Source organism: Leucobacter tenebrionis (assembly GCF_019884725.1).
Lineage (GTDB): Bacteria > Actinomycetota > Actinomycetes > Actinomycetales > Microbacteriaceae > Leucobacter > Leucobacter tenebrionis.
The window spans coordinates 2,954,608-2,979,048 of the sequence record NZ_CP082322.1 but is presented as its reverse complement, the minus strand read 5'-3'; the positions used below and the strand labels follow the sequence as shown (position 1 = coordinate 2,979,048).

The window sequence follows — 24,441 nt, the reverse complement described above, 5'->3', positions numbered from 1 at the left end:
GCCGCGATCCCTCAGCCTGCCGGAGTAAGATCGAGCGCATGAGCGAAGAAGCGACCGTCACCGAATCGTCCGTCCCCCAGAAGCGTCTCGTCGTCACCGAGATCCCCGGTCCCCGCTCACGAGAGATCCATGAGCGCCGCCGCGCGGTCGTTCCGCCCGGGGTTCACAGCGTGCTGCCGGTCTACGTCGAGCGCTCGCACGATTCGATCATCGTCGACGTCGACGGCAACCACCTCATCGATGTCTGCGGCGGCATCGGCGTGACCACCATTGGCCACACCGACGGGTCCGTCGTCGCTGCGGCGACCGAGCAGCTGAACAAGGTCACCCACACCCTGTTCACCATGACCCCGTACGAGCCGTACGTCCAGGTCGCCGAGCACCTCGCCAAGCACGCGCCGGGATCCACCCCCGAGAACCCTTACAAGACCCTGCTCATGAACTCGGGCGCCGAGGCCGTCGAGAACGGCGTCAAGATCGCCCGCAAGTACACCGGCCGCCCCGGCGTGGCCGTGCTCGAGCACGCCTACCACGGCCGCACGATGCTGACCTCGACCATGAACCACAAGGCAGCGCCCTACGCGCTCGGCTACGGCCCGCGCGCCGGTGACGTCTACAAGGCGCCCAACTCGTACCCGCTGCACGACGGCCTGAGCGGCGCCGAGGCGGCGGCTCGCACGATCGCGCACCTCGAGAAGATCGCGGGAGCCGAGGATCTGGCCTGCCTCGTCGTCGAGCCGATCCAGGGCGAGGGCGGCTTCATCGTGCCCGCAGACGGCTACCTGCCGGCGCTCGCACAGTGGTGCCGCGAGAACGGCATCGTCTTCATCGCCGACGAGGTGCAGGCCGGTATGGCCCGCACCGGCACCGTCTTCTCGATCGAGCAGTTCGGGGTCGAGCCCGACATCGTGCTCTCGGCGAAGGGCATCGCGGGCGGCCTGCCGCTCGCCGGCATCACCGGCCGCGCCGAGATCATGGACAAGTCGCAGCCCGGCGGCCTCGGCGGCACCTTCGGCGGCAACCCGGTGTCGTGCGCCGCGGCGGTCGCGGTGTTCGAGCAGATCGAGCAGGAGGGTCTGCTCGCCGAGGCGAAGCGGATCGAGGCCACCTTCACCGCGGGCCTGAACCAGCTCGCGCAGAAGTACGACAGCATCGCCGAGGTGCGCGGCCGCGGTGCGATGCTCGCGATCGAGCTCGTGAAGCCCGGCACCCTCGAGCCCGACGCCGCGCTCGTCTCGCACGTCATCGACTTCGCTGCGAAACAGGGGGTCGTGCTGCTGAGCACCGGCATCTACAACCAGGGCATCCGCTTCCTGCCCTCGCTGAAGATGACCGATGAACTCATCGAGGACGTCATCGGCGTGCTCGACGAGGCCTTCGCAGCCGCGTAACTCCGGCCCCAGAGGGCTTCGTTCTTCACCTCGAAAGGCGGATATTGCATGAGGATCCACGGATCCTCATGCAATATCCGCCTTTCGAGCGTGATGGGGCTCCGGCCCGGGCGAGAAACCGGGCGAGGAGCGGGCCGACCCGCCAGGCCCTACGCCGTGATCTCGAGGCCCGACGCCTCGAAGCTGCCGGTATCCACCACGTCGCCCACGGCGTGCACGTCGATCACGATCACGGTCACGTTGTCGCGTCCCGCGTTGTCGAGCGCCTGCTGCACGAGCGTGCGGGCCGCCTCCTCCGCTGTCGGCTGCGACGCCAGATAGTGCTGGATGCCGATATCCGTGAGCTCCTTGGTGAGCCCGTCGGAGCAGATGAGGAGTCGCTGGCCGGGGATGAGGGCGAGCGAGGTGTAGTCGGGGATGGGCGCCTCATTGAACCCGACAGCCCGGGTGATCACGTTGGCGTGAGGGTGCACCTCCGCCTCCTCCTCGCTGATCGCACCCGTGTCGATGAGGTGCTGCACGACGGAGTGATCCACGGTGATCTGGCTGAGAGCGCCCTTGAAATACTGGTAGACACGTGAGTCGCCGATGTTGAAGACCCGCCAGGTCGGCTCGTCCTCGGTGCTCAGGCACACGCCCGTCACGGTCGTGCCCGCGCCCAGCTCGGTCTCCCCCGCATCGAGTTCGATGTCGTCGACGGCGTCGCCGAGCACCTCATCGATGTCGCGCTCAGTGACGTTCGCAGTGCCCCCGAGCTCCGCGAGGCGCCGTACCACGGCCGCCGAGGCGATCTCGCCGGCCGAGTGACCGCCCATCCCGTCGGCGACGGCGAAGATGGGCGGGATCGTGACGTAGCTGTCCTGATTCGTGTCGCGTCGTCGCCCGACGTCCGTCAGTCCGAACCACGAGAGCTCGATCTCGAGGTCGCAGTCTTTGCGGTAGCGCAGACGGCGCCGCGATGCATTCTCACCGCGCGCGGTCACTGCTTCCACCTCCGAGACACCCGAGTATCCTACCGCGCTCCGGTGACCGCCGACGACCCTGGAGCCGGGGCCCGAGCTCCGTGACCAGCGTGACGACGCCCGAGCCCGCGTCGAGAGTCATCTCGAGCTTCTCGTCGGCGGCCCAGGCGAGAAGGTCGTCCGCGGAGTCGATGTCGGCTCCGGATCGGGCCAGACGACGCACGAGGTCGCCCTTCGCGGCCTTGTTGAAGTGATTGAGGGCACGCACCTCGCCGTCGGCGCCGCGCTGCACGACATGCAGTAAGAGGCCCGTGCCGGACGGCAGCGGCGCGAGCGCGACGTAGTCCTTCGACCGGAGATCGAGCACGAACCCCGCCCGGTTCCACCCGAGTCGCGCGTGGGCCTCCGCCCAGAGGCGCTTGAGCGGTGCACCGAGGGCGGGCAGGCGCGAGCCGGCGGAAAGACGATACGCGGGGATCGGATCACCCGCCCCCACCAGGCCGAGCAGCGCCGATTGCACGAGCACGTGCTTCGAGAGCCACTCGCGCGCCGAGGCATCGAGCGAGGCCACGTCGAGCGCGTCGTAGAGCACCCCCGTGTAGCGCTCGATCGCGGGCATCACGCCGCTCTCGTCCAGGCGCAGGTTGTGCTGCAGTTCAGAGCGGTTCTTCACGCCCAGTTTGAGCGCCTTCGCCGCGGTCTCCTCGTCACCGCGGCTCAGCTCCTCGAGGGCCTCGCGCACCCTGCGTCGCACCAGGCGCATCTCCTCGTGCTGGTGCCCGTGCAGGGTCTCCGGCTGCAGCACTCCCTCGCCGCCGACGCGCTTCGTCTCGGAGGGCGGCAGCAGAATCAGCATGAAGGTCTCCTGTTCTGATTCGCACGGGCATGGCGGAGGCTCCGGCGCGAATCGGAGTCGGGACGGGGACGGGTGGGGAAAGACGAGAGGCCGGAGCCGCTCACGAAGAGCGGATCCGGCCTCGACGTCGGAGGGAGGGCGGGACTAGACGAGCGCTGCCCTTCCCGCGACGATGGTCACGGTGTCGTGATCGACCGAGAGGAAACCCCCCTCGGCATCGACCGCGATCTTCTCGCCGCCGGCGGTGGTGACCCGCACCTCGCCCTGCGCGAGCAGGGCGAGCAGCGGCTCGTGCCCACCGAGGATGCCGATCTCGCCCTCGACCGTCTTCGCGACGACCTGGGCTGCCTCGCCGGCCCAGACCTCACTATCGGCCGAGACGACACTCACGTTGAGCGCCATGGCTTAGGCCAGTTCCTTCTGCATCTTGGCCCAGTTCTCCTCGACGTCGGAGATACCGCCGACGTTGAAGAAGGCCTGCTCCGCGACGTGGTCGAACTCGCCCTTGCAGATCGCGTCGAAGGACTCGATCGTCTCGGTGAGCGGCACCGTGGAGCCCTCGACACCGGTGAACTTCTTCGCCATGTAGGTGTTCTGCGAGAGGAACTGCTGGATGCGACGGGCGCGCGCCACGGTGATCTTGTCCTCTTCGGAGAGCTCGTCGACACCGAGGATCGCGATGATCTCCTGCAGCTCCTTGTTCTTCTGCAGGATCGCCTTGACCGTGGTGGCCACCCGGTAGTGGTCCTCGCCCAAGTAGCGGGGGTCCATGATGCGGCTGGTCGAGGTCAGCGGGTCGATCGCGGGGTACAGACCCTTCGAGGCGATCTCGCGCGAGAGCTCGGTGGTCGCGTCGAGGTGCGCGAAGGTCGTCGCCGGGGCCGGGTCGGTGTAGTCGTCGGCGGGCACGTAGATGGCCTGCAGCGAGGTGATCGAGTGGCCTCGGGTCGAGGTGATGCGCTCCTGGAGGATACCCATCTCGTCCGCGAGGTTCGGCTGGTAGCCCACAGCGGAGGGCATGCGGCCGAGCAGCGTCGAGACCTCGGAGCCCGCCTGCGTGAAGCGGAAGATGTTGTCGATGAAGAGCAGCACGTCCTGCTTCTGCACATCGCGGAAGTACTCCGCCATGGTCAGCGCCGACAGGGCGACACGGAGACGGGTCCCCGGGGGCTCGTCCATCTGGCCGAACACGAGGGCGGTCTTGTCGAAGACGCCCGCCTCGTCCATCTCGTGGATGAGGTCGTTGCCCTCACGGGTGCGCTCGCCCACACCGGCGAACACGGAGACGCCGCCGTGATCCTGAGCCACGCGCTGGATCATCTCCTGGATCAGAACGGTCTTGCCGACGCCGGCGCCGCCGAACAGGCCGATCTTGCCGCCCTGCACGTAGGGGGTGAGGAGGTCGATCGACTTGATGCCGGTCTCGAAGAGCTGAGTCTTCGACTCGAGCTGATCGAAGGCGGGCGGCGTACGGTGGATGCTCCAGCGCTCGTTGACCTCGATGGTCTCGCCCTCGGGGAGGTTGAGCACGTTGCCGGTGACGTCGAACACCTTGCCCTTGGTGACGTCGCCGACGGGCACGGTGATCGAGTCACCGGTGTCGACGACCTCCTGGCCGCGCACGAGGCCGTCGGTGGGCTTCAGTGCGATGGCGCGGACGAGGTTGTCACCGAGGTGCTGAGCGACCTCGAGCACGAGCTTGAAGGGCTCGGCGCCCTCGCCCATGTTCACGGTGGTCTCGAGAGCGTTGTAGACGGCGGGGATCGCGTCGTGCGGGAACTCGATATCGACGACGGGGCCGGTCACTCGAGCGATCCGCCCGACAACCTTCGTTGCGGCCTCAGTCGCCACTGCGGCGGTTTCGGTCATGTTTCTCTCTCTTCGTGCTTTCTAGCTCGACAGCGCGTCGGCGCCGCCTACGATCTCGGAAATCTGCTGGGTGATCTCGGCCTGGCGAGCGTTGTTCGCGAGGCGCGTGTAATCGCGGATCAGCGCGTCGGCGTTGTCGCTCGCCGACTTCATCGCCTTCTGCGTGGCCGCGTGCTTGGCGGCGGCCGACTCCAGCATGGCGTTGAAGATGCGCGACTCGATGTAGGCCGGCAGCAGCTGGTCGAGCACCGTGTCTGCGTCGGGCTCGAACTCGTACAGCGCCTCGGGTGCGTCCGTCGCCTCCGCGACGCCCTCGACGACCTGCAGCGGGAGCAGGCGGTGCACCTCGGGAACCTGGCTCACCATGCTGATGAGCCGGTTGTAGACGAGGTGGATCTCCTGCGCGCCGCCCTCTTCGGCGGGGCGGGCGAAGATCTCGAGCAGAGACTCCGCGACCTCCTTCGCCGTCTCGAAGGCGGGGTTCTCGGTGTCACCGGTCCACACGCGCTCCGACGGACGACGACGGAAGGAGAAGTACCCCTGGGCCTTGCGGCCGATCAGGTAGTACACGACTTCCTTGCCCTCGTCGTGGAGCAGCTCGGTGAGCTCCTCCGCCTCGCGCAGCACCTGCGAGTTGAAGGCGCCCGCAAGACCGCGGTCGGAGGTGAAGATCACCACTGCGGCGCGCTCGACCTTGTCGGCCTCGACGAGCAGCGGGTGGGCGGTGTTCGAGTGCGTGGCGACGGCGGACACCGCCCGGGTGATCGCGGTGGCGTACGGCGTCGACGCCTCGGCGCGGGCCTTCGCCTTCTGAATGCGAGAGGCTGCGATCAGCTCCATCGCACGGGTGATCTTCTTGGTCGTCTGGGCAGAACGAATCTTCTGCCGGTAGACCCGAAGTTGCGCTCCCATGTCTCTCCTGTACTGGTCGGGGCTGGCTGGTCGAGATAGTTCGGGATCGGCGGGGGCTTGCGCCCCCGCCTGGATCCGTCGCTACTTCTTGACGACCAGCTGCTCCTGCTTGATCTCTGCCTCGTCGAGCGCGTCGAACTGCTCGTTCAGGCTCTTGCCGGCCGAGGTGCGGAACTCGCTCTTGAACTTCTCGATCTGCGCGGTGATCTCGGCAACGGTGTCGTCGTCGAGCACGTTGGTCGCGCGGAGCGTGTTCAGCGCCTCGGAGTTGCGGCCGAGGTAGTCGAGGAACTCGCGCTCGAAGCGCAGGATGTCCTCCACCGGAACCTCGTCGAGGAACCCGTTGGTACCGGCCCAGATCGACACGGTCTGCTCCTCGACCGGGTACGGGGTGTACTGCGGCTGCTTGAGCAGCTCGGTGAGGCGGGCGCCTCGCTCGAGCTGGCGGCGGCTGGCCGCGTCGAGATCGGATGCGAACATCGCGAACGCCTCGAGTGCACGGTACTGGGCGAGCTCGAGCTTGAGGGTACCGGAGACCTTCTTGATCGACTTCACCTGGGCGTCGCCGCCGACTCGCGAGACCGAGATGCCCACGTCGACCGCGGGGCGCTGGTTCGCGTTGAAGAGGTCGGACTGGAGGAAGATCTGGCCGTCGGTGATCGAGATCACGTTGGTCGGGATGTAGGCCGAGACGTCGTTCGCCTTCGTCTCGATGATCGGCAGACCGGTCATCGACCCCGCGCCCAGCTCGTCCGAGAGCTTCGCGCAGCGCTCCAGCAGACGGGAGTGCAGGTAGAAGACGTCGCCCGGGTAGGCCTCGCGCCCCGGCGGGCGGCGGAGCAGCAGCGACACGGCGCGGTAGGCCTCGGCCTGCTTCGACAGATCGTCGAAGATGATGAGCACGTGCTTGCCGTCGTACATCCAGTGCTGGCCGATAGCCGAGCCGGTGTAGGGCGCCAGGTACTTGAAGCCTGCGGGATCGGAGGCCGGCGACGCGACGATGGTGGTGTACTCCATCGCACCCGCGTCCTCGAGCGCACCCTTCACCGAGGCGATGGTCGAGCCCTTCTGGCCGATCGCGACGTAGATGCAGCGGACCTGCTTCGTCTTGTCGCCCGACTCCCAGTTGGCCTTCTGGTTGATGATGGTGTCGATCGCGATCGCGGTCTTGCCGGTCTGGCGGTCGCCGATGATGAGCTGGCGCTGGCCGCGGCCGACGGGGATCATGGCGTCGATCGCCTTGATGCCGGTCTGCAGCGGCTCGTGCACCGACTTGCGCTGCATGACGCCGGGCGCCTGCAGCTCGAGAGCGCGACGGCCCTCGATACCGGCGATCTCGCCGAGACCGTCGATCGGGTTGCCGAGCGGGTCGACCACGCGGCCGAGGTAGCCCTCGCCCACGGGCACCGAGAGCACCTCGCCGGTGCGGGTGACCTGCTGGCCCTCTTCGATGCCGGTGAACTCGCCGAGCACGATGACACCGATCTCGTTCTCCTCGAGATTCTGGGCGAGGCCCAGGGTGCCGTCTGCGAAGCGCACCAGCTCGTTCGCCATTACGCCGGGGAGGCCCTCGACGTGGGCGATGCCGTCTGCGGCATCGACCACCGTGCCGACCTCGGTCTTCTCCGCCTGGGCCGGCTCGTACGACGCTGCGAAGTCATTCAGCGCGTCGCGGATCTCGTCCGGGCTGATTGAGAGTTCTGCCATTTCGTTTCCTCTGTCTGATCCGGAAGCGCCGCCCCCGGGGTGAAAAGTTGTGCCCTATGCTGCGAGCTGCTGTCGAAGGTCGTCGAGGCGAGCGCGAACGCTGCCGTCGATCACGTCGTCGGCGATCTGGATGCGCACACCGCCGATGAGCTCGGGATCGATGACGGTGGTGATCTTCACCGGACGACCGGCGGACTGCTCGAGTGCCCGAGCGAGCCGCTCCTGCTGCGCAGCCGAGAGCGGTGCCGCAACCGTGACGGTTGCGAGATCACTGCCGTTCTGGTCGGCGGCAATACGAGCGGCGCTGCGGAGCGAGGCGTCGAGCCTGCGGCCGCGCGGGTTCGCGACGAGGTGGCTGACGACCGAGACCGCGGAGGCCGAGGTCTTGCCGGCGAGCAGGCGCTGCACGAGCGCGACCTTGCCCGTCGGATCGACGAGCTTGCTGCCCAGGCTGAGCTGCAGCTCATGGTTGCGGTCGACCAGATCGGCGACCGCGAGCAGTTCGTCGGAGAGCGCCGGGTTGGCGAGGCCCTCGGCGCGGAGGCCGAGCTCCTCGACGCCCGAGACGAACTCGTCGACGTTCGACCAGCGCGCCTGGACGGCGGCGGTGAGCACGGAGCGCGCGTCAGCGGTCAGCCCGCCGAAGAGCCGTGCGACGATCTGCCCCTTGCCCTCGGCGCTCGCCGAGGCGTCGCCGAGCGCCGAGGCGAGTGCGGGGCTCTCGGCGATCCGATCCGCCGCCAGCAGCAGTTCGCCGCCGGTGGCCGGGTCGATTCCCGCCCGCAGCGCGGTGCGCGCCTGGGCCAGTGCTTCGCGTGACGCGCTTCCCATCAGTTCGCCGCCTTCTCGGATGCTTCGAGGTCAGCGAGGAAGCGATCGACGAGCGCCGACGCCTTCTGGTCGTCGGCGAGGCTCTCACCGACCACGCTGGAAGCGAGACCGAGGGCCAGCGAGCCGACGTCCTTGCGCAGCGAGACGACCGCGCTCTGGCGCTCCGCCTCGATCTGCGCCTGAGCCGCCTGCGCGATGCGGGCCTGCTCGGCGATGGCCTCTTCGCGGGCCTTGGCGCGGATCTTGTCGCCGTCGGCGCGGGCGTCCTCGCGGATCACACCGGCCTCTTCGCGAGCGCTGGCGAGCTGCGCGGTGTACTCCTGCAGCGCGGCCTCCGCCTTCGCCTGGGCCTCATCGGCCTTGGCGATGTTGCCCTCGATGGCCTCTGCGCGGGCATCGAGCATCGCCTGCATCTTGGGAAGGAAGACCTTCCAGAATGCGATGAGCAGGATGACGAAGATGACTGCCGACCATACGATGTCGTACGTCGCGGGGAGCAGCGGGTTGTGGTCCGCGGTCTCAGCAGCAACAACGATTGTGTTGATCATCGCTGCCTCCTCTCATGTCAGTTACGAAACGTGTTGTAGAAGAACGTTTCTTAGTAGCCGAACATGTAGGCGGTGCCGATGCCCACGAACGCGAGAGCCTCGGTGAACGCGATACCGATCCACATCAGCACCTGCAGGCGGCCGGCGAGCTCGGGCTGGCGAGCGACGCCCTCGATCGTCTTGCCGACGACGATGCCCACGCCGATGGCGGGGCCGATGGCGGCGAGACCGTAACCGACGGTGGCGATGCTACCCGAAACTTGAGCGAGAACAGACACAGTATGTGTTTCCTTCCGTGTGTTGAGTACGGCGGTTGCCGGACCCGGGTTGGTTTAGTGCTCTTCAGCCAGCGCGAGCTGGATGTAGACAGCGGTGAGAAGCGTGAAGACGTAGGCCTGCAGCACGGCGACGAGGATCTCGAAGAGCGTGAACGCGAAGCCGAAGCCGAAGGTGAAGACGCCGAGCACCGGGAAGAACCCGCCGGCGTAGAGGATGAAGAAGTTGGTCGCCGCGAAGAAGAGCACGAGCAGCATGTGGCCGACCATCATGTTCATCAGCAGACGCAGCGTGAGCGTGACGGGGCGGATCACGAAGGTCGAGATGAACTCGATGGGCGTGACGATGATGTAGATCGGCTTGGGCACGCCTGCAGGGAAGAGCGAGTTCTTGAAGAAGTTCTTCGGGCTCTTCTTGATGCCCGCGTAGATGAAGGTCACGTAGGAGACGACGGCGAGCACGAGCGGCGTGCCGATCACGGCGGTGCCGGCGACGTTGAGGCCGGGCACGATGCCGGTGACGTTGAACGCCAGGATCATGAAGAACATCGCGCACAGGATCGGCAGGAAGCGACGACCGTCAACCTTGCCGAGCAGATCCTCGGCGATGTTGACGCGCACGAAGTCGAGCGCCATCTCGGTGAGCGACTGACCGCGGGTCGGGATCACGCGCATCTTGCGCGTGCCCAGCCAGAAGAGCAGCAGCACGAGGAGCGCCATGATCACGCGGATGATCATGATGCGGTTCATCTCGAAGGGGGTGCCCTCGAAGAGCACGGCGTCGGGGAAGAACTCCGCGATCGACGGCGGATGGAATTCACCCTCTTCCGCGGTAAAGACAGTAGGGGCCACGAGTTGCACAGCGTTAGCGAACAGCGCCATTCTCCTGATTCGGGGTGCAGTTCGAAACTGCACAGCGGCGAACGATGGTCGTGCCCCCAGGGCCCGCAGGCATACGCATAGCGCGTCCAGGCTGGGAACTCTTCAATCCTAGCAAGGTTTTTGACTCAGGTGAAACCGAACGGGCAGCTCTACGGCCGCCGCAGCCTCACGCCGATTCGGAGATGATCGGGATGCGGGAGCGGGTCACCACGATCACATCCAGCACGAGCGATGCCAGCACGCTGGCGATCAGCCCGAAGAAGAGGACGTTCGTATCGAGCCAGGGCTGCCCGCGCAGCAGCAGCACGGACACGATGAACGCGATGAACTTCAGCAGCCAGCAGCCCAGCACGATCCCGAAGAAGATTCCGATGTACACGGGGCTCTCGACGAAACGGTTGGCGAAGGCGATGCTGCCGATCGTCAGCAGCAGGAAGAACCCGCCCATCGCCGTGCCGATGAGCCCGCCGACGACGCCCTCTCCCCCGGAGACCAGCCAGCCGATACCCGCGAAGACCGCCATGAGCACAATCGTCGCGATGATCCCCCACCGCAGCGCCCGCAGCAGAACCGGCTGCGATGCCGGCATGGGCCGGGGGCCCTGGTCGGGCGTCTCCTGCGGCTCGGGCTGGATTGCGTCGCTCACTCGGGGATCCTCTCATCCGGTTCCGTCCCGGCCGTGCGCTCGGTGCTCGGGGCGTCGACGGGTGTTCCCCGCCCCGGCAACGCTATCAAGTCGCGCTGTGCGAATCGTGCGCGCACGCGCACCGCGGGGAAGAGCAGCAGCAGCACGCAGGCGATCCCGCCCACCACGAGCACCACGACCGGCAGCACCCAGCTCTGCAGCGTGAACACCAGCAGCACGGCGACCGACAGCACCGCTGTGCCGAGGTAGAAGATGAACACCGCCTGCAGCGGCGAGTGCCCCATGTCGAGCAGCCGGTGGTGCAGGTGCTGCCGATCCGCGGTGAACGGGCTCTTGCCCGCCTTCAGGCGCCGCACGACCGCCAGCGAGAAATCGGCGAGCGGCAGCGCCAGCACCGCGATGGGGAGGATGATCGGGATGTAGCTCGCCAGCACGAGCTTCTGATCGAGCGCCGCCGGGTTGATCTGCCCGGTCACCGACACGGTCGAGGTCGCCATGAGCAGCCCGACGAGCAGGGCCCCCGTGTCGCCCATGAACATGCGTGCGCGATGCCAGTTGAACGGTAGGAAGCCGACGCAGATCCCGACCACCACGATGCCGATGAAACTCGCGAAGACCACGGAGTCGACACGGCCGCTCTGCTCGTTCAGCAGACGTGTGTAGATGAAGAAAAGCGAGTTGGCGATGATGGCGACGCCCGCCACGAGCCCGTCGAGGCCGTCCACGAAGTTGACCGCGTTCATCACCAGCGTGATCAGGAACACTGTGATCACGAAGTTGGCCGCGGGCGAACCGACCACCAGGGTGTCGCCGAAGGGCAGCGAGACGATCTGCACCCCGTTCCACGCGAGCAGCCCGGCCGCGGCGAGCTGCGCTGCGAGCTTCACCATCCAGTCGAGGTCGAGCAGATCGTCGAGGATCCCGACGGCGGCGATCAGCGCGCACGCTCCCAGGAGGGCCCACATCTCCGGACCGCGCGTGAACAGCCCCGAGAACTCGGGCTGCGCACCCGCCACGGCGAAGGAGGCGAGGATGCCGATGAACATCGCGATCCCGCCGAGACGCGGTGTCGGCGTGCGATGCACGTCGCGCTCGCGCACCTCGGGGGCGAGTCGGTAGCGCCTGCTCAGCCGCAGCACCGCGTACGACGCCGCCGCCGTCACGAGCACGGCGACGGCGGCGACTACGAGGTAGGGCGCCATTTCGATCCCCGGTTCAGTCGGCGAAGGTCGCCTGCGGCAGCACCTCGGCGAGCGCCTCTCGACTCACCCCGCCCTCTCTCAGGATGCGCAGCTGCCCGCCCTCCTCCGTGAGACCGGTGGCGTCGATGATCGTGGACGCTATGCCGTCGCCGGGCGTCTCGCCGGCTTCCAGGTAGACCTCCACCGAGTCGCCGAGCATCTCGTGCGCGGCCGCGGCGGTGCGGGCCGCGGGCTGACCGGTGAGGTTCGCCGATGAGACCGCCAGCGGGCCCGTCTCCTGCAGCAGCTCGAGGGCGAGCGGCTGATCCGGAATGCGCAGCGCGACCGTGCCCCTCGTCTCCCCGAGATCCCAGCTCAGCGAGGGGTTCGCCTGCGTGATGATGGTGAGCGGACCGGGCCAGAAGGCCTCCGCGAGCGCCGTCAGCGGCGCCGTGACCTCCGCCGCGAGGGCGGAGAGCGTGCTCGTGTTCGGGATCAGCACGGGCGGGGGCGACTGCCTGCCGCGACCCTTCGCGTCGAGCAGGCGCTGAACGGCCTCCGGCGTGAACGCGTCGGCGGCGACGCCGTAGACGGTATCGGTGGGCAGCACGACGAGCTGCCCGCTGCCGAGCGCGCGACGCGCCGTGCGCGTGCCGGTCAGCAGTTGGGAGCTATCGGAACAATCGAACACCTCGGCCATAACCCACCATCTTACTCCGCGCCTTCCCCGGAGCCTGTGCGCCCGCGCGCCCGACAGGCTCGCGGGGTCCGCGTTCCCGTACCCCGTGTCCCGAGTTTCGGATCTCTCCCGTAATTCGGATGAAAACGCGGCATTCCATCCGAAACAACGGCGCGGCCCGAGTTACGGGGACACCGAACCGAGGCGCCGGTCAATCGAGCGCGCGGCGCACGAGCCCTCGCGGCCTGGCCATGGTCGCGGCGGCGGCGAGGCGCCGGGGTCCTTCTCGGGGCGCAGCGCCGAGGCGGTGTCGGGAAGATCGAACCCGGCGGGATCCTCACCCCTCGAGATACGGATATCGCAGGCCGAATCGCGATCGGACCTGCGAAAGCCGTACCTCGGCGGGCATAAAGAAAGATCCCCGGCGCCTCCGCCCCTTCGACGGACTCAGTGGACGGAGCCTCGCCCGGTCAGCGGCGGGCCAGCGTCGCGCGGTCCCGGCCCGTGAGATCGGGGCGGGTGACAGCCTCGCGCCAGCCGTCGGCCGTCAGCAGCTGCCGGATCGCCGACCCCTGCATCTCGGCGTGCTCCAGCACGAGCAGGCCATCCGGGCGCAGCAGGTCGCGGCCGATCCTGCTGATCACGCGGATCAGGTCGAGGCCGTCCGCACCGCTGTAGAGGGCGAGCTCGGGGTCGTGATCGCGCACCTCGGGATCCCGGGGCACCATGTCGCGCGGCACGTAGGGCGGATTGGAGACGAGCACCGCGACCCGGCCGGCCAGGGGTGCGAAGACGCGGCGGAGCTCGGATCCGCCCGGCTCGATCCCCTCGGGCGATTCGGGATCGCCATCGCGCGGCTCGGGGCGGATCGGATCGAGCTCGGTGACGTCGCCGCGCAGCAGCTCGACGCGATCCTCGCCCCACTCGCGTACATTGCGGTCCGCCCAGGCATGCGCCTCAGCGCTCTTCTCGACCGCCCAGACCCGCACCTCGCTCACCTCGTGCACCAGCGCGAGCGCGAGCGCTCCGCTGCCGGTGCAGAGGTCGACGGCCAGGGGCTCCGGATCGGACAGCCGCCGCAGCTCGTCGATGGCGAACTGCGCCACCGTCTCGGTCTCGGGGCGCGGCACGAACACCCCGGGCCCCACTGAGAGCTCGATGCCCCGGAAGGGCGCTCGTCCGGTGAGGTGCTGCAACGGCACGCGGCGGGCTCGCTCCCCTGCGAGCTCGGACAGCGCGGCGAGTTCATCCGGAGCGAGATCCCGCCCCATCACGGCAAGCGCTTGCACCCGCCCTCGTGACACCCCGAGCACGTGCCCGACGAGCAGCTCGGCATCGGTCGCCGGATCCTCGATCCCCGCCGCCGCGAATCGCTCCCGCAGCTCGTCCAGCACCCCGCGGATCCCCCGCGGCTCGTTCCTCGCCTCACTCACTCCCCAACCCTAACCGCCGCCGTAACAGAGCGACGCATCCATAACGCTCTGCACATCCTCGGATAACTGCACGCTATAGTTTTGGGTGGCTTCGTCCCCCGACCCCCTGGAGGAGATCACACTCATGGCACGCACCTACGACAACATCACTCAAGCCTTCGGCAATACCCCCCTCGTGCGCCTCAACCGCGTCACCGACGGCGCCGAGGCCGAGGTCTACGCCAAGCTCGAGTTCTACAACCCCGCCGGCAGCGTCAAGGACCGGATCGGCATCGCGATCATCGACGCGGCCGAGGAGTCCGGCGCCCTGCAGCCCGGCGGCACCATCGTCGAGGGCACGAGCGGCAACACCGGCATCGCGCTCGCCTTCGTGGGCGCAGCGCGCGGCTACCGCGTGATCCTCACCATGCCGGAGACCATGAGCATCGAGCGCCGCAAGCTGCTCGCCGCCTACGGCGCCGAGATCGTACTCACCGAGGGGCCCCTCGGCATGAAGGGCGCCGTCGCGAAGGCCGAGGAGATCGCCGCCTCGACCCCGGGCGCCGTGCTGGCCCAGCAGTTCGCGAACCCCGCGAACCCCGCCATCCACCGCACGACCACCGGCCCCGAGATCTGGAACGACACCGACGGCCAGGTCGACATCCTCGTCTCCGGCATCGGCACCGGCGGTACGATCACCGGCGCCGGCGGCTACCTCAAGGAGCAGAACCCGGAGATCAAGGTCGTCGCGGTCGAGCCCATCGACTCTCCGCTGCTCACCGAGGGCAAGGCGGGCCCCCACAAGATCCAGGGCCTCGGAGCGAACTTCGTGCCCGACATCCTCGACCGCGAGGTCTACGACGAGGTGATCGACGTGACTCTCGCCGACTCGATCGCGAAGGCCCGCGCGCTCGGCACCGACGAGGGCATCCTCGCCGGCATCTCCGGCGGCGCGGCGGTGTGGGCAGCGACCCAGGTCGCGAAGCGCCCCGAGAACGCCGGCAAGAAGATCGTGGTCGTGGTGCCCGACTTCGGCGAGCGCTACTTCTCGACCGTGCTCTACGAGGATCTGAACGTCTGATCTCCACCAGGCCGGGCCCGCGCGGGAATCAACCGCGCGGGCCCGGTGTTGTATCCCAGCAGCCGACCAGCCCGACCAGGAGGGACGCCAGTGAGCTTCTTCGGCCGCATCCGCGAGGACATCCGAGCCGCCAAGGCCGGCGACCCCGCCGCCCGCAGCGGCATCTCGGTGTTCCTCATCTACTCCGGTCTGCACGCCGTCTGGTGGCACCGAGCCTCGCATGCGATGTGGCTCCGGGGTATGCGCTTCCTCCCCCGCGCCCTCTCCCAGCTCGCGCGCTTCTTCACCGGGATCGAGATCCACCCCGGCGCGACGATCGGCCGACGCCTCTTCATCGACCACGGCATGGGCGTCGTGATCGGGGAGACCGCGGTCGTGGGCGACGATGTGCTCATCTACCACGGCGTCACCCTCGGCGGCACCGGGCACAGCCGCGGCAAGCGGCACCCCACCATCGGCGACCGCGTGGTCATCGGCGCCGGGGCGAAGGTGCTCGGCGATATCGAGCTCGGCCACGACAGCGCGGTGGGGTCGAACGCCGTCGTCGTGCACTCCGCGCCGCCGTGGACCACGCTCACGGGCATCCCGGCCCAGGGGCGCCCGCGGCGCGGCGCGCCCGTCGCCGAGACCCCGGATCTCGCCGACTTCTACGTGATCTGAGCCGGTCGGCACCGGAGCGGGTCCGTTCACCGCAGTCGGCGCCCGTGCTCCTCCATCCACCGTTTGGTGCGGCGCTGCTCGATGAAGATCATGGCGATCCCGCCGACCCAGAACGGGATCTGCACGGCGAACGCCACCTTGAAGGCGCCCAGGGAGTAGTGGTCGGGCGATCCTGCGCCCTGCAGATCGAGCACGAAGCCGATGAGCAGGATCACGAACAGCGAGGCGATGAATCCGCCCATGTTCACGAGGCCGGTGCTGAAACCGGCGAAGCTGCGGGGCGTATGCGAGCGGGCGACCTCGAAGGCGATCATCGACGCCGGGCCGCCGAACGGCATCACGATCATCAGCGCGACCAGCAGCCACATCGGCGGCGGCCCCGACCACAGCAGCACGGCGACCCAGACCGTCATGATGGCCGCGGTGATGCCGACGTTCATGTAGACGCGGCGCTCGACGAAGCGCGAGCTCAGCGGACCGAGCAGCAGGCCGGCCGTCATCGAGGCGAGCACGACGATATTGAGCAGGCCGCTCGCGGTAGCCCCGTCGAGCCCTGCGCCTCCCGTGAGGAACGGCGTGCCCCACAGCAGGATGAACGCGTTCAGGGCGAACGGCGACGAGAAGTGCACCCAGAACGCGAGCCGCACCCCCGGCAGCGCGAGCAGGCGACGCAGCTTGCGCCAGAACCCCAGGCCTGGCACCCGCGTCTCGGTGATGACGGGAAGCATCCCGGTCTCCGGCGGCGGCATCGCGAACGCGCCGGTCGCCTCACCCGCGCCCAGCGAGCGCGCTTCGCGACTCAGTCGACCTAGACGCCCGGTGAGCCGCTCGACCGGCGTGCCCTCCCCCGGCGCGTTCCGCAGCACGAAGCAGCCGAGGATCATGACGAGCAGGCCGACCGCGGCCACGCCGAGGAACCCCGTCATCCACCCGAATCCCGCGACGACGAGCGCGAGCGGGGTCACCGACACCAGCTGACCGGCCTGACCGATGAGGCCCGTCAGCTGGCTCACGACGGGCAGCTGCCGCACCGAGAACCACTCCGGCAGCACGCGCATCACGCTGATGAAGGTGCAGGCGTCGCCCGCACCCACGAACACGCGGGCGAGGATCGCGAGCCACACATCCGAGACGGTCGCCATGATGCTCTGCCCCACGACCATGAGCAGGCCCCCGCTGAGGATCATCGCCGTCGCACCGAAGCGATCGAGCAGCGTGCCGACCGGGATCTGCAGACCGGCGTAGACGATGAGCTGGATCACCGGGAACGCCGACAGGGTGGTCGCGTCGATGTCGAAGTGGTGCTGGGCGGCGGGGCCGAGCGCCGCGAGCGAGGAACGGTTGATGATCGCGACAGCATAGGCCAGCGCGGCCACGCCCCACACCACCCATGGGAGAAGTGGCCGTGCCGTGCGCATAGGCTCAACTCTACTCTTCCCGGGGTGCTCGGTACCTGGCCGGCGCTGAAACCCGAGGCCCGCCCGCATCGAGAGCGCAGGGCTCCGATGCGACGTCCGGCCGTGCGCGTGCATCGGTCGTTTCGGCCGCCGCCCAGCGGAAACGCTCGGCGAAGCGCGCGAACCCCGGCATGCGGGTCAGGGTCGCGAACAGCAGGTAGCCGAGCAGGCCTCCCACCACGTTGGAGAGGAGATCGCTGGTATCGGCGATGTGCCCTCCGCCGAAGAGCTCCTGCACCGCGAACTGCGTCACCTCGATGCCGAGACTCGTGGCCGTGACCGCGATCAGCGCCCTCCACCATGACGGCTTCGCGAACATCAGCGCGAAGAGGATCCCGAGCGGCACGAAGACCAGCACATTGGTCACCGCATCCTCGAGCTCGTAGTTGACGAACGGGACGAACACGACGCCGGCGGTCCACGGCTGCGCGCCCGGGGTGACGTGGACGTAGATCGGGAACACGGTGTTCGCCGCGATCCCAGCCGCATACACTCCGAGCGCCGCCGCCACCGCGGCACGCGGGACGGTGAAACGGCGCTTCGCCACGAGACGCCGCACCAGCAGCGCGAAGATCACCGCCCCCAGAGGAATGACGACTGGCAGCACGGGCACCTGCTCGAAAGGATCGCTCACGACCGTCGAGATTACCCGCCGAGAGTTGTGCGATCACCCGGCAAGCCGAGCGCATCGTCTCGCCGTCGCGGGTCAGTCGCGCGGAGGCAGCGGCGGCCCCTCCGGGAAGTCGCTGCGGGTGAGGTCGAGGAGGAGCCCGTCTTCGAGGTGCCCGCCGGGCCGCACCTGGTAGTCGCGCAGCACTCCGACACGCCGGAAGCCGAGCCGCTCGTAGCTGCGGATCGCGCCCTCGTTATGCACATTGGGATCGAGCGTGACGCGGCTGATCCCCGCCGCGAACTCCTCGCGGATCGCCAGGGCGAGCGCTTCCTCGCCGATGCGCCGACCGCGGAAGCGCGTACCGATGAAGAGGTGAATGACAGTGGTCGGGTACTCGGGATCCTCGCCGCGCAGCACGTACATCGCGCCGGCGCACACTCCCCCGACCTCGATGATGCGGGTCGCGGCGGCCTCGATGAACTCCTCGCGCACGCGCTCGGGGGTGTAGCCGACCCACCACTCGGCCACCTCGGGTTCCCGCAGGATCGCGAGGAGCGGATCGGCGTCGGAACTCTGCGGCGCCCGCAGCGTGACGAGCGGGCCTACGATGGGAGCAGTGATCGCGATAGCGGATGTCATGCTCTCAGCGTAGCCCGCCCGTCACGGCCGTCGGAGCGCCGCGGCCGCTCGAGCGGCGCTGCTGCCGGACCGGCTGCTACTGCCCGAGCTGCTTCAGCCGGTCTTCCTCGTCCATGCGGATGCACGACTCGATCACAGGATCGAGCGCGCCGTTCATGACGTGGTCGAGGTTGTACGCCTTGTAGCCCGTGCGGTGATCGGCGATGCGGTTCTCGGGGAAGTTGTACGTGCGGATGCGCTCCGAGCGGTCCATGGTGCGGATCTGGCTGGATCGATGCGCCGACGCCTCCGCCGCAGCCTCTTCCGCCTGCTTGGCGAGCAGGCGGGCGCGCAGCACGCGCATGGCTGCCTCGCGGTTCTGCAGCTGCGACTTCTCGTTCTGCATGGCGACCACGATGCCGGTGGGCAGGTGCGTGATGCGCACCGCGGAGTCGGTGGTGTTCACCGACTGCCCGCCGGGGCCGGATGAGCGGTACACGTCGATCTTGAGGTCGTTCTGGTTGATCTCGACCTCTTCGGGCTCGTCGACCTCGGGGTACACGAGCACGCCCGTGGTGGAGGTGTGGATGCGCCCCTGGGACTCGGTGACCGGCACGCGCTGCACGCGGTGCACGCCGCCCTCGTACTTGAGGTGCGCCCACACGCCCTGCGAGGGATCGCTCGCGTTCGACTTGATCGCGACCTGCACGTTCTTGTATCCGCCGAGGTCGCTCTCGTCCTTCTCGAGGATCTCGCTCTTCCACCCCTTCGACTCCGCGTAGTGCATGTACATGCGCAGCAGATCGGCGCCGAAGAGCGCCGACTCCGCACCGCCCTCGCCGCCCTTGATCTCGAGGATCACGTCGCGGGCGTCGTCGGGGTCGCGCGGAATCAGCAGTCGGCGAACCTTCTCCTGGGCCTCTGCGAGGCCCTCCTCGAGACCCGGGATCTCCTCGGCGAAGGCGTCGTCCTCCTTCGCCAGCTCGCGTGCGGCCTGCAGATCGTCGCCGAGCTGCTGCCACTGCTCGTAGGCGGCCTTGATCTTGCTGAGCTCCGCGTAGCGCCGATTGACGCGCTTGGCGCGACCCGCATCGGCGTGCAGCGCGGGATCGGCCAGCTCCTCCTGCAGTCTGGCGTGCTCGGAGAGCAGCGCCTCCACCTGTTCGAACATCAGGCGCGGCTCCGCTGGACCTCTGCGAGCAGTGCGGCGTTGGAGGCGGTGGCGCGCAGGCGCGCAGCGATCTCGTCGACCGCGTCGTCATCGGACGCGATGCGCTCCCGCAGCGCGGAGAGTGCCGCGGCCTCTGCCGCGCCGAGCATCGCCTCGGCGTTGCGGGTGAGCGAGGCCTCGAGATCCACGGCGGGGACCGTGCCGGGCAGGCTCTTCTCGAAACGGACCTCGCTGTTGGCGACGGCGCGCACCTCGCGCAGCAGCAGCTTGTCGGCGTCGACGCCGGTCTTCGTCTGCGCCGTGGCGAGCACGGTGAGGGATCCGCCGTTCTCGACGTTGCGGGCCGCTGCGAGCAGACGCTTGATCTGGCCGAGCGCGAACTCGTCGATCTCGTCGAAGGCGGGGCGCGCCGAGGCGTGCTGCGCCTGCGCGTAAGCCCGCGCGAAGCGGTTGAGTGAGTCCACGAGCACCACGACGTCGTGCCCGAGCTCGACGAGGCGCTTCGCGCGGTCGATGGCGAGCTCGGCGACGGTGGCCTGGTCCTCGGCGGGACGATCGAAGCTCGCAGCGACGACCTCGCCCGAGATCGTGCGCTGCAGGTGGGTGATCTCCTCGGGCTGCGCGTTCGCGAGCACGACCATCAGGTGAGCGTCGGGCCGGTTGGCGCTGATCGCCTGCGCGAGTTCCGAGAGCACTCCGACGCCGTGGGCGGAGGCCGGCAGCACCAGCAGACCGCGCTGGCCGAGGCCGATGGGCGCCGCGATGTCGATGGCGCGCCCGAGCAGCCGATCCGGCGTGGTTTCGAGCGACAGGCGCTCCTGGGGGAACACCGGGGTGAGGTCGGCGATGTCGACGCGCTTCTCGTTCTCATCGACGGTGCGCCCGTTGACGGTGTCGACCTTCACGATGGCGTTGTACTTCTGGCGGCCGCCGCCCTCGCCCTCACGGGGCTGACGGATCGCGCCGACGACCGCGTCGCCGCGGCGCAGGCCGTATTTCTTCACCTGGCCGAGCGAGACGTAGACGTCGCTCGTGCCCGGAAGGTAACCGCTCGTGCGCACGAAGGCGTAGTTATCGAGCACGTCGAGGATTCCCGCGACGGGCAGCAGCACGTCGTCCTCGGTGATCTCGGGCTCGAGATCGTCGTTCTGGCCGCGGCGCTTGCGATCGCGCTGGCGGGTGCGGGTGGAGCGCGACGCGTTCTCGCCCTTGCCCTGACCGTTCTTGTCGCCGCCCTGGCTCTGGCCGCGCCCCTTGGAGTCATCGTTCTGCTCGGCCGCGTCCGCCGCCTCGCCGTTCTCGTTCTTCTGCCCGCGGGTGCGACGGCCGCGGCCGCGGCCGTTGCCCTCGCCCTCGGCGTCGGACTTCGCAGCATCGGACTTCGCAGCGTCCGCCTTGGCGGCCTCGTCCTTGGCCGGCTCCTCGGCCGACTCGTTCTGGGGAGCTTCGTTCTGGGACTGCTTGCCGCGCCCCTTGGCCTTCGCCTTGCCGCCCGAAGCCTGCTCCGCGCTCTTCTCGGCGGGCTGATCCTCCGTTGCCTCGGTCTCCGCCTGAGGCTTCGACTCGGCCTGCGCACGGCGCGAACGACCGCGCTTGGCGGGAGCCGCAGCGGTCTCGGCGTTCTCAGCGGCCGAGGTATCGCTCTCGCCCGCGGGGGCCTCGGCAGCGACCGGGGCATCGGTAGCGGGCACCTCAGCGGCCGCCTCGGCCGGAGCTTCTTCCGCGGCCTTCTTCCGGCTGCGCGAAGCACGCTTCTTCGGCGCCTCGGCAGGAACCTCTCCGGGGTCCGCTGCATCCGAGGCAGACTCCGCGGGGGTCTTCGCAGCCGCAGGCTCCGCAGACGCGTCGGCGGCCGGCGCCTCAGCGGGCGCCTCCTCTGCGGCCTTCTTCCGGCTGCGCGAAGCACGCTTCTTCGGCGCCTCGGCAGCAGCCTCGGCAGCGGGAGCGGCCTCGGCAGGAGCACCAGCTTCAGCAGGAGCGGCGGCGGCCTCAGCAGGGGCGGCAGCGGCCTCGGCAGGAGCAGCGGCACCCGCCGCCTGCGTCTCCGCGGGGGCGGCCTCGCTGACGGTTCCCGCAGCGGTGCTCACGCGACGCGAGGCGCGGCGCCGCACGGGCGCGGTCTCCTCAGCTGCGGGGGCAGAGTTCGTCTCTTCGACGTTCGATTCCATCGTTCTTCCTCTCGGAACGCGCGGGTTCAGCGGGCGCAAACGGCCCTCCCGCGGTGGTGCACAGACTGTGCTTCGGGATCACCGGACCTGTCGTCTCGGTGAGGGAATGATCCACCGGCCACGAGCGAGGAGCGAGAACGCGATGCGCGCCGACTGCTCGCCCGCATGATTGCTAGGCGGGGATCGCCTCCACTGTAGCACCCTTCGTGTCGACGGCGAGGATCAGCGCCTGCCAATCGCTGTGCTCCGCTTCGACGAGGTCGACGGCTCGCAGTCGATCCGCCGGCCCGTTCGAGAGCACCAGGATCGAGGGCCCCGCTCCCGACACGACCGCCGGGTGCCCCGCCTCGCGCAGCTCGCCGATCAGATCCCGGGTCGCGGGCATCGCATCGCCCCGGTAGTTCTGGTGCAGGCGATCCTCGGTCGCCTCGAGCAGCAGCTCGGGGCTCTGCGTGAGCGCGGCGATCAGCAGCGCGGAGCGCGAGACGTTGAACACCGCGTCCTCGTGAGGCACCTGCTTCGGCTGCAGGCTGCGCGCGAGCTCGGTCGACATCGTGAAGCTGGGCACGAGCACCAGCGGTGCCACACCGCGGTGCACCATGAGCCTCTTGAACCGCGGCCCCTCCGGGGTGGTCCACGCGATGGTGAGACCGCCGAAGAGCGCGGGTGCGACATTGTCGGGGTGCCCCTCGAGCTCGGTCGCGAACGCGAGCAACTGCTCCTCGCTCAGCTCGATCGGGTCGACGGGGTCGCTCTGCAGCAGCCCCGCGGCGATCATCACACCGGCGACGATCGCCGAGCCCGAAGAGCCCATGCCGCGACCGTGCGGAATGCGGTTGTGCGCGGTGACCTCGAGGCCGGGCACGGCACGGCCCAGCCGCTCGAAGACGTGCGCCGCCGAGCGCACGACCAGGTTGGAGGCATCGGTCGGCACCTCCCCCTCGCCGACGCCGGTGACGTGCACCGTGGCGCCCGGCTCCTCGCGAGTCACGGCGGTCAGCTCGTCGCCGTAGGCGAGGGCGATGCCCAGGGTGTCGAAGCCCGGACCCAGGTTCGCGCTGGTCGCCGGCACGCGGACGCGCACGGCGCGCTGAGCGCTCGCGCCGCTCACGCGTTGCCCTCGAGACGCAGCACGCTGGTGACCTCGATGACCATGTCGGAGGAGCGAAGCGCTTCCACGGTCGCCGCGAGGTCGGCCTCCCGGGCGATGTGAGTGCCGATGACGAGCGCGGCTCGAGCCGCCTCATCGCCTGCGCCCTGCGCTGCGGTCTGCTCGACGCTCGCGGCCGACACGCCGTGCTCGGCGAGAATGCCGGCGATCGCCGCGAGCACGCCCGGCTCATCGCGCACCTCGAGCATCACCTGATAGGCGGTATTGACCTCACCCACGGGGAGGATCGGGAGGTCGGCGTGCTGCGATCCGGCAATGCCCGGACCGCCCGCGACGTGGCGCCGGGCAGCGGAGACGAGGTCACCCAGCACGGCCGACGCGGTCTCCGCGCCCCCGGCGCCGGCACCGTAGAACATGAGCTCACCCGCGGCCTCGGCTTCGACGAACACCGCGTTCTTGCCCTCGTGAACGGCGGCGAGCGGGTGGTCTCGGCGGATGAGCGCCGGGTAGACGCGCGCCGAGACACCGTCGACGCCCTCAGAGGAGGTGAGCCGCTCGGCGATCGCGAGCAGCTTGATCACGTAGCCCGCGTTCTTCGCGGCCTCGATCTGCTCGGCTGTGATGCCCGTGATGCCTTCGCGGTACACGGCTTCGACGGGCACCTCGGTGTGGAAGGCGATGCTCGCAAGGATCGTCGCCTTCTGCGCCGCGTCGTAGCCCTCGACGTCGAGGGTCGGATCCGCCTCGAGGTAGCCGAGCTCGCTCGCGACGCGCGCCGCGTCCTCCGCACTGTCTCCGAAGCGATCCATGCGGTCGAGGATGTAGTTGGTCGAGCCGTTGACGATCCCGAGCACGCTCGTGATGTGGTCGCCGGCGAGGCTCTCGCGCAGCGGGCGCAGGATCGGGATCGCCGCGGCGACCGCAGCCTCGTACGACAGCTGCGCGCCGACCTGCTCGGCGGCGTCGGAGAGTTCGGGCCCGTGGGCGGCGATCAGCGCCTTGTTGGCGGTGACCACGTCGGCGCCGCCCTGCAGCGCCTGCAGGATCAGGGATCGCGCCGGTTCGATGCCACCCATGAGCTCGATCACGATGTCGGCGCCCTGCACGAGGCGCTCTGCGTCGGTGGTGAAGAGCTCCGCGGGGAGTTCGACGTCGCGCTTCGCTTCGATGCTGCGCACTGCGATCCCGGCCAGAACGAGGCGCGCGCCGACGCGCGCGGCGAGCTCGTCGCCGTGCTCGAGGATGAGCCGGGCCACCTGTGCGCCGACCGAGCCGCAGCCCAGCAGCGCGACCCTCAGATCACGGTACTCGTTCACTTCGTATCTCCGTTTCGTTCGAGAATGCTTCTGTTCGACTGTCAAGGTTCGGAGGCCGCCTGCCCGTGAGAACAGTCTGCGGGCGACCTCCGACA

General features: G+C 68.9%; 24 protein-coding genes. 3 read left to right on the top strand and 21 right to left on the bottom strand.

The features are described from left to right. Positions 1-38: 38 nt before the first annotated feature. Positions 39-1,391, top strand: a complete 1,353-nt coding sequence (locus KVY00_RS13715) for an aminotransferase class III-fold pyridoxal phosphate-dependent enzyme (RefSeq protein WP_223043426.1) — start codon at positions 39-41, stop codon at positions 1,389-1,391. Positions 1,392-1,540: 149 nt separating this feature from the next. Here KVY00_RS13715 and KVY00_RS13710 read toward each other — a convergent pair whose 3' ends face one another. From KVY00_RS13710 to prmC, 14 genes are all read right to left on the bottom strand, one after another. Continuing rightward, positions 1,541-2,374 (bottom strand): PP2C family protein-serine/threonine phosphatase, encoded by an 834-nt coding sequence (locus KVY00_RS13710; protein ID WP_223043425.1) that lies wholly within the window; start codon positions 2,372-2,374, stop codon positions 1,541-1,543. Further along, positions 2,358-3,209, bottom strand: coding sequence for a YaaA family protein (locus KVY00_RS13705; RefSeq protein WP_223043424.1), 852 nt, complete (start codon positions 3,207-3,209; stop codon positions 2,358-2,360). Before KVY00_RS13705 ends, KVY00_RS13710 begins: the two co-directional genes overlap by 17 nt. Positions 3,210-3,353: 144 nt before the next feature. Then, positions 3,354-3,611, bottom strand: a complete 258-nt coding sequence (locus KVY00_RS13700) for a F0F1 ATP synthase subunit epsilon (protein WP_223043423.1) — start codon at positions 3,609-3,611, stop codon at positions 3,354-3,356. 3 nt (positions 3,612-3,614) lie between these two features. Continuing rightward, on the bottom strand, positions 3,615-5,078 hold the full coding sequence (gene atpD / locus KVY00_RS13695; protein WP_223043422.1) for a F0F1 ATP synthase subunit beta: 1,464 nt from the start codon (positions 5,076-5,078) through the stop codon (positions 3,615-3,617). A gap of 21 nt (positions 5,079-5,099) precedes the next feature. Further along, positions 5,100-5,990 carry a F0F1 ATP synthase subunit gamma gene (locus tag KVY00_RS13690; protein WP_223043421.1) on the bottom strand — a complete coding sequence of 297 codons (891 nt, stop codon included), beginning with the start codon at positions 5,988-5,990 and terminating at the stop codon, positions 5,100-5,102. 81 nt (positions 5,991-6,071) lie between these two features. Further along, positions 6,072-7,697 carry a F0F1 ATP synthase subunit alpha gene (gene atpA / locus KVY00_RS13685; RefSeq protein ID WP_223043420.1) on the bottom strand — a complete coding sequence of 542 codons (1,626 nt, stop codon included), beginning with the start codon at positions 7,695-7,697 and terminating at the stop codon, positions 6,072-6,074. Positions 7,698-7,751: 54 nt separating this feature from the next. Then, the gene (locus tag KVY00_RS13680) at positions 7,752-8,528 is read right to left on the bottom strand and encodes a F0F1 ATP synthase subunit delta (protein WP_223043419.1); all 777 of its coding nucleotides are present in this window, start codon (positions 8,526-8,528) and stop codon (positions 7,752-7,754) included. After that, the gene (locus KVY00_RS13675; RefSeq protein WP_223043418.1) at positions 8,528-9,076 is read right to left on the bottom strand and encodes a F0F1 ATP synthase subunit B; all 549 of its coding nucleotides are present in this window, start codon (positions 9,074-9,076) and stop codon (positions 8,528-8,530) included. The genes KVY00_RS13680 and KVY00_RS13675 overlap by 1 nt, the downstream gene beginning before the upstream one ends. 50 nt (positions 9,077-9,126) lie before the next feature. Next, entirely contained in the window at positions 9,127-9,354 is a 228-nt protein-coding gene (atpE, locus tag KVY00_RS13670; protein WP_017883370.1) for an ATP synthase F0 subunit C, read from the bottom strand. Positions 9,355-9,408: 54 nt separating this feature from the next. Continuing rightward, positions 9,409-10,233, bottom strand: coding sequence for a F0F1 ATP synthase subunit A (gene atpB, locus KVY00_RS13665; protein ID WP_223043417.1), 825 nt, complete (start codon positions 10,231-10,233; stop codon positions 9,409-9,411). 166 nt (positions 10,234-10,399) lie between these two features. Then, positions 10,400-10,879, bottom strand: coding sequence for a 3-oxoacyl-ACP reductase (locus KVY00_RS13660; protein WP_223043416.1), 480 nt, complete (start codon positions 10,877-10,879; stop codon positions 10,400-10,402). After that, the gene (locus tag KVY00_RS13655) at positions 10,876-12,081 is read right to left on the bottom strand and encodes an MraY family glycosyltransferase (protein WP_223043415.1); all 1,206 of its coding nucleotides are present in this window, start codon (positions 12,079-12,081) and stop codon (positions 10,876-10,878) included. The genes KVY00_RS13660 and KVY00_RS13655 overlap by 4 nt, the downstream gene beginning before the upstream one ends. A 13-nt stretch (positions 12,082-12,094) precedes the next feature. Then, entirely contained in the window at positions 12,095-12,760 is a 666-nt protein-coding gene (locus KVY00_RS13650) for an L-threonylcarbamoyladenylate synthase (RefSeq protein ID WP_223043414.1), read from the bottom strand. A 449-nt stretch (positions 12,761-13,209) separates the two neighbouring features. Next, the gene (gene prmC / locus KVY00_RS13645) at positions 13,210-14,172 is read right to left on the bottom strand and encodes a peptide chain release factor N(5)-glutamine methyltransferase (protein WP_223043413.1); all 963 of its coding nucleotides are present in this window, start codon (positions 14,170-14,172) and stop codon (positions 13,210-13,212) included. A 124-nt stretch (positions 14,173-14,296) separates the two neighbouring features. On the opposite strand from prmC, the gene cysK reads away from it, so the two are divergent. Together cysK and cysE are read left to right on the top strand one after the other, a co-directional pair. Next, positions 14,297-15,232 (top strand): cysteine synthase A, encoded by a 936-nt coding sequence (gene cysK, locus KVY00_RS13640; protein WP_223043412.1) that lies wholly within the window; start codon positions 14,297-14,299, stop codon positions 15,230-15,232. Positions 15,233-15,322: 90 nt separating this feature from the next. Beyond that, complete coding sequence (cysE, locus tag KVY00_RS13635; protein ID WP_223043411.1) at positions 15,323-15,892, top strand: serine O-acetyltransferase; 570 nt, start codon at positions 15,323-15,325, stop codon at positions 15,890-15,892. Positions 15,893-15,918: 26 nt separating this feature from the next. Here the strand turns inward: cysE and KVY00_RS13630 are convergent, their stop codons facing one another. The 7 genes from KVY00_RS13630 to KVY00_RS13600 all read right to left on the bottom strand — a co-directional run bounded on the left by KVY00_RS13630 (position 15,919) and on the right by KVY00_RS13600 (position 24,346). Further along, positions 15,919-17,310, bottom strand: a complete 1,392-nt coding sequence (locus tag KVY00_RS13630; RefSeq protein ID WP_223043410.1) for an MFS transporter — start codon at positions 17,308-17,310, stop codon at positions 15,919-15,921. A 10-nt stretch (positions 17,311-17,320) separates the two neighbouring features. Next, on the bottom strand, positions 17,321-17,983 hold the full coding sequence (locus KVY00_RS13625) for a VanZ family protein (protein ID WP_223043409.1): 663 nt from the start codon (positions 17,981-17,983) through the stop codon (positions 17,321-17,323). Between the two features lie 72 nt (positions 17,984-18,055). After that, positions 18,056-18,601: a GNAT family N-acetyltransferase gene (locus tag KVY00_RS13620; protein WP_223043408.1), complete on the bottom strand. Its 546-nt coding sequence runs from the start codon at positions 18,599-18,601 to the stop codon at positions 18,056-18,058. 76 nt (positions 18,602-18,677) lie between these two features. Next, on the bottom strand, positions 18,678-19,751 hold the full coding sequence (gene prfA / locus KVY00_RS13615) for a peptide chain release factor 1 (protein ID WP_223043407.1): 1,074 nt from the start codon (positions 19,749-19,751) through the stop codon (positions 18,678-18,680). After that, complete coding sequence (rho, locus tag KVY00_RS13610; protein WP_223043406.1) at positions 19,751-21,919, bottom strand: transcription termination factor Rho; 2,169 nt, start codon at positions 21,917-21,919, stop codon at positions 19,751-19,753. Before rho ends, prfA begins: the two co-directional genes overlap by 1 nt. A 172-nt stretch (positions 21,920-22,091) precedes the next feature. Beyond that, positions 22,092-23,030, bottom strand: a complete 939-nt coding sequence (gene thrB / locus KVY00_RS13605; protein ID WP_223043405.1) for a homoserine kinase — start codon at positions 23,028-23,030, stop codon at positions 22,092-22,094. Then, positions 23,027-24,346, bottom strand: coding sequence for a homoserine dehydrogenase (locus tag KVY00_RS13600; protein ID WP_223043404.1), 1,320 nt, complete (start codon positions 24,344-24,346; stop codon positions 23,027-23,029). The genes thrB and KVY00_RS13600 overlap by 4 nt, the downstream gene beginning before the upstream one ends. Between the last annotated feature and the right edge of the window lie 95 nt (positions 24,347-24,441).

What these genes read in the sequence shown, in the direction of transcription:
- KVY00_RS13655 (WP_223043415.1), bottom strand. Translation starts at nt 12,081, where the DNA reads ATGGCGCCCTACCTCGTAGTCGCCGCCGTCGCCGTGCTCGTGACGGCG.
- atpD (WP_223043422.1), bottom strand. Translation starts at nt 5,078, where the DNA reads ATGACCGAAACCGCCGCAGTGGCGACTGAGGCCGCAACGAAGGTTGTC.
- atpB (WP_223043417.1), bottom strand. Translation starts at nt 10,233, where the DNA reads ATGGCGCTGTTCGCTAACGCTGTGCAACTCGTGGCCCCTACTGTCTTT.
- rho (WP_223043406.1), bottom strand. Translation starts at nt 21,919, where the DNA reads ATGGAATCGAACGTCGAAGAGACGAACTCTGCCCCCGCAGCTGAGGAG.
- atpA (WP_223043420.1), bottom strand. Translation starts at nt 7,697, where the DNA reads ATGGCAGAACTCTCAATCAGCCCGGACGAGATCCGCGACGCGCTGAAT.
- KVY00_RS13650 (WP_223043414.1), bottom strand. Translation starts at nt 12,760, where the DNA reads ATGGCCGAGGTGTTCGATTGTTCCGATAGCTCCCAACTGCTGACCGGC.
- KVY00_RS13700 (WP_223043423.1), bottom strand. Translation starts at nt 3,611, where the DNA reads ATGGCGCTCAACGTGAGTGTCGTCTCGGCCGATAGTGAGGTCTGGGCC.
- prfA (WP_223043407.1), bottom strand. Translation starts at nt 19,751, where the DNA reads ATGTTCGAACAGGTGGAGGCGCTGCTCTCCGAGCACGCCAGACTGCAG.
- cysK (WP_223043412.1), top strand. Translation starts at nt 14,297, where the DNA reads ATGGCACGCACCTACGACAACATCACTCAAGCCTTCGGCAATACCCCC.
- KVY00_RS13675 (WP_223043418.1), bottom strand. Translation starts at nt 9,076, where the DNA reads ATGATCAACACAATCGTTGTTGCTGCTGAGACCGCGGACCACAACCCG.
- KVY00_RS13690 (WP_223043421.1), bottom strand. Translation starts at nt 5,990, where the DNA reads ATGGGAGCGCAACTTCGGGTCTACCGGCAGAAGATTCGTTCTGCCCAG.
- KVY00_RS13680 (WP_223043419.1), bottom strand. Translation starts at nt 8,528, where the DNA reads ATGGGAAGCGCGTCACGCGAAGCACTGGCCCAGGCGCGCACCGCGCTG.
- KVY00_RS13715 (WP_223043426.1), top strand. Translation starts at nt 39, where the DNA reads ATGAGCGAAGAAGCGACCGTCACCGAATCGTCCGTCCCCCAGAAGCGT.
- KVY00_RS13620 (WP_223043408.1), bottom strand. Translation starts at nt 18,601, where the DNA reads ATGACATCCGCTATCGCGATCACTGCTCCCATCGTAGGCCCGCTCGTC.
- KVY00_RS13630 (WP_223043410.1), bottom strand. Translation starts at nt 17,310, where the DNA reads ATGCGCACGGCACGGCCACTTCTCCCATGGGTGGTGTGGGGCGTGGCC.
- KVY00_RS13705 (WP_223043424.1), bottom strand. Translation starts at nt 3,209, where the DNA reads ATGCTGATTCTGCTGCCGCCCTCCGAGACGAAGCGCGTCGGCGGCGAG.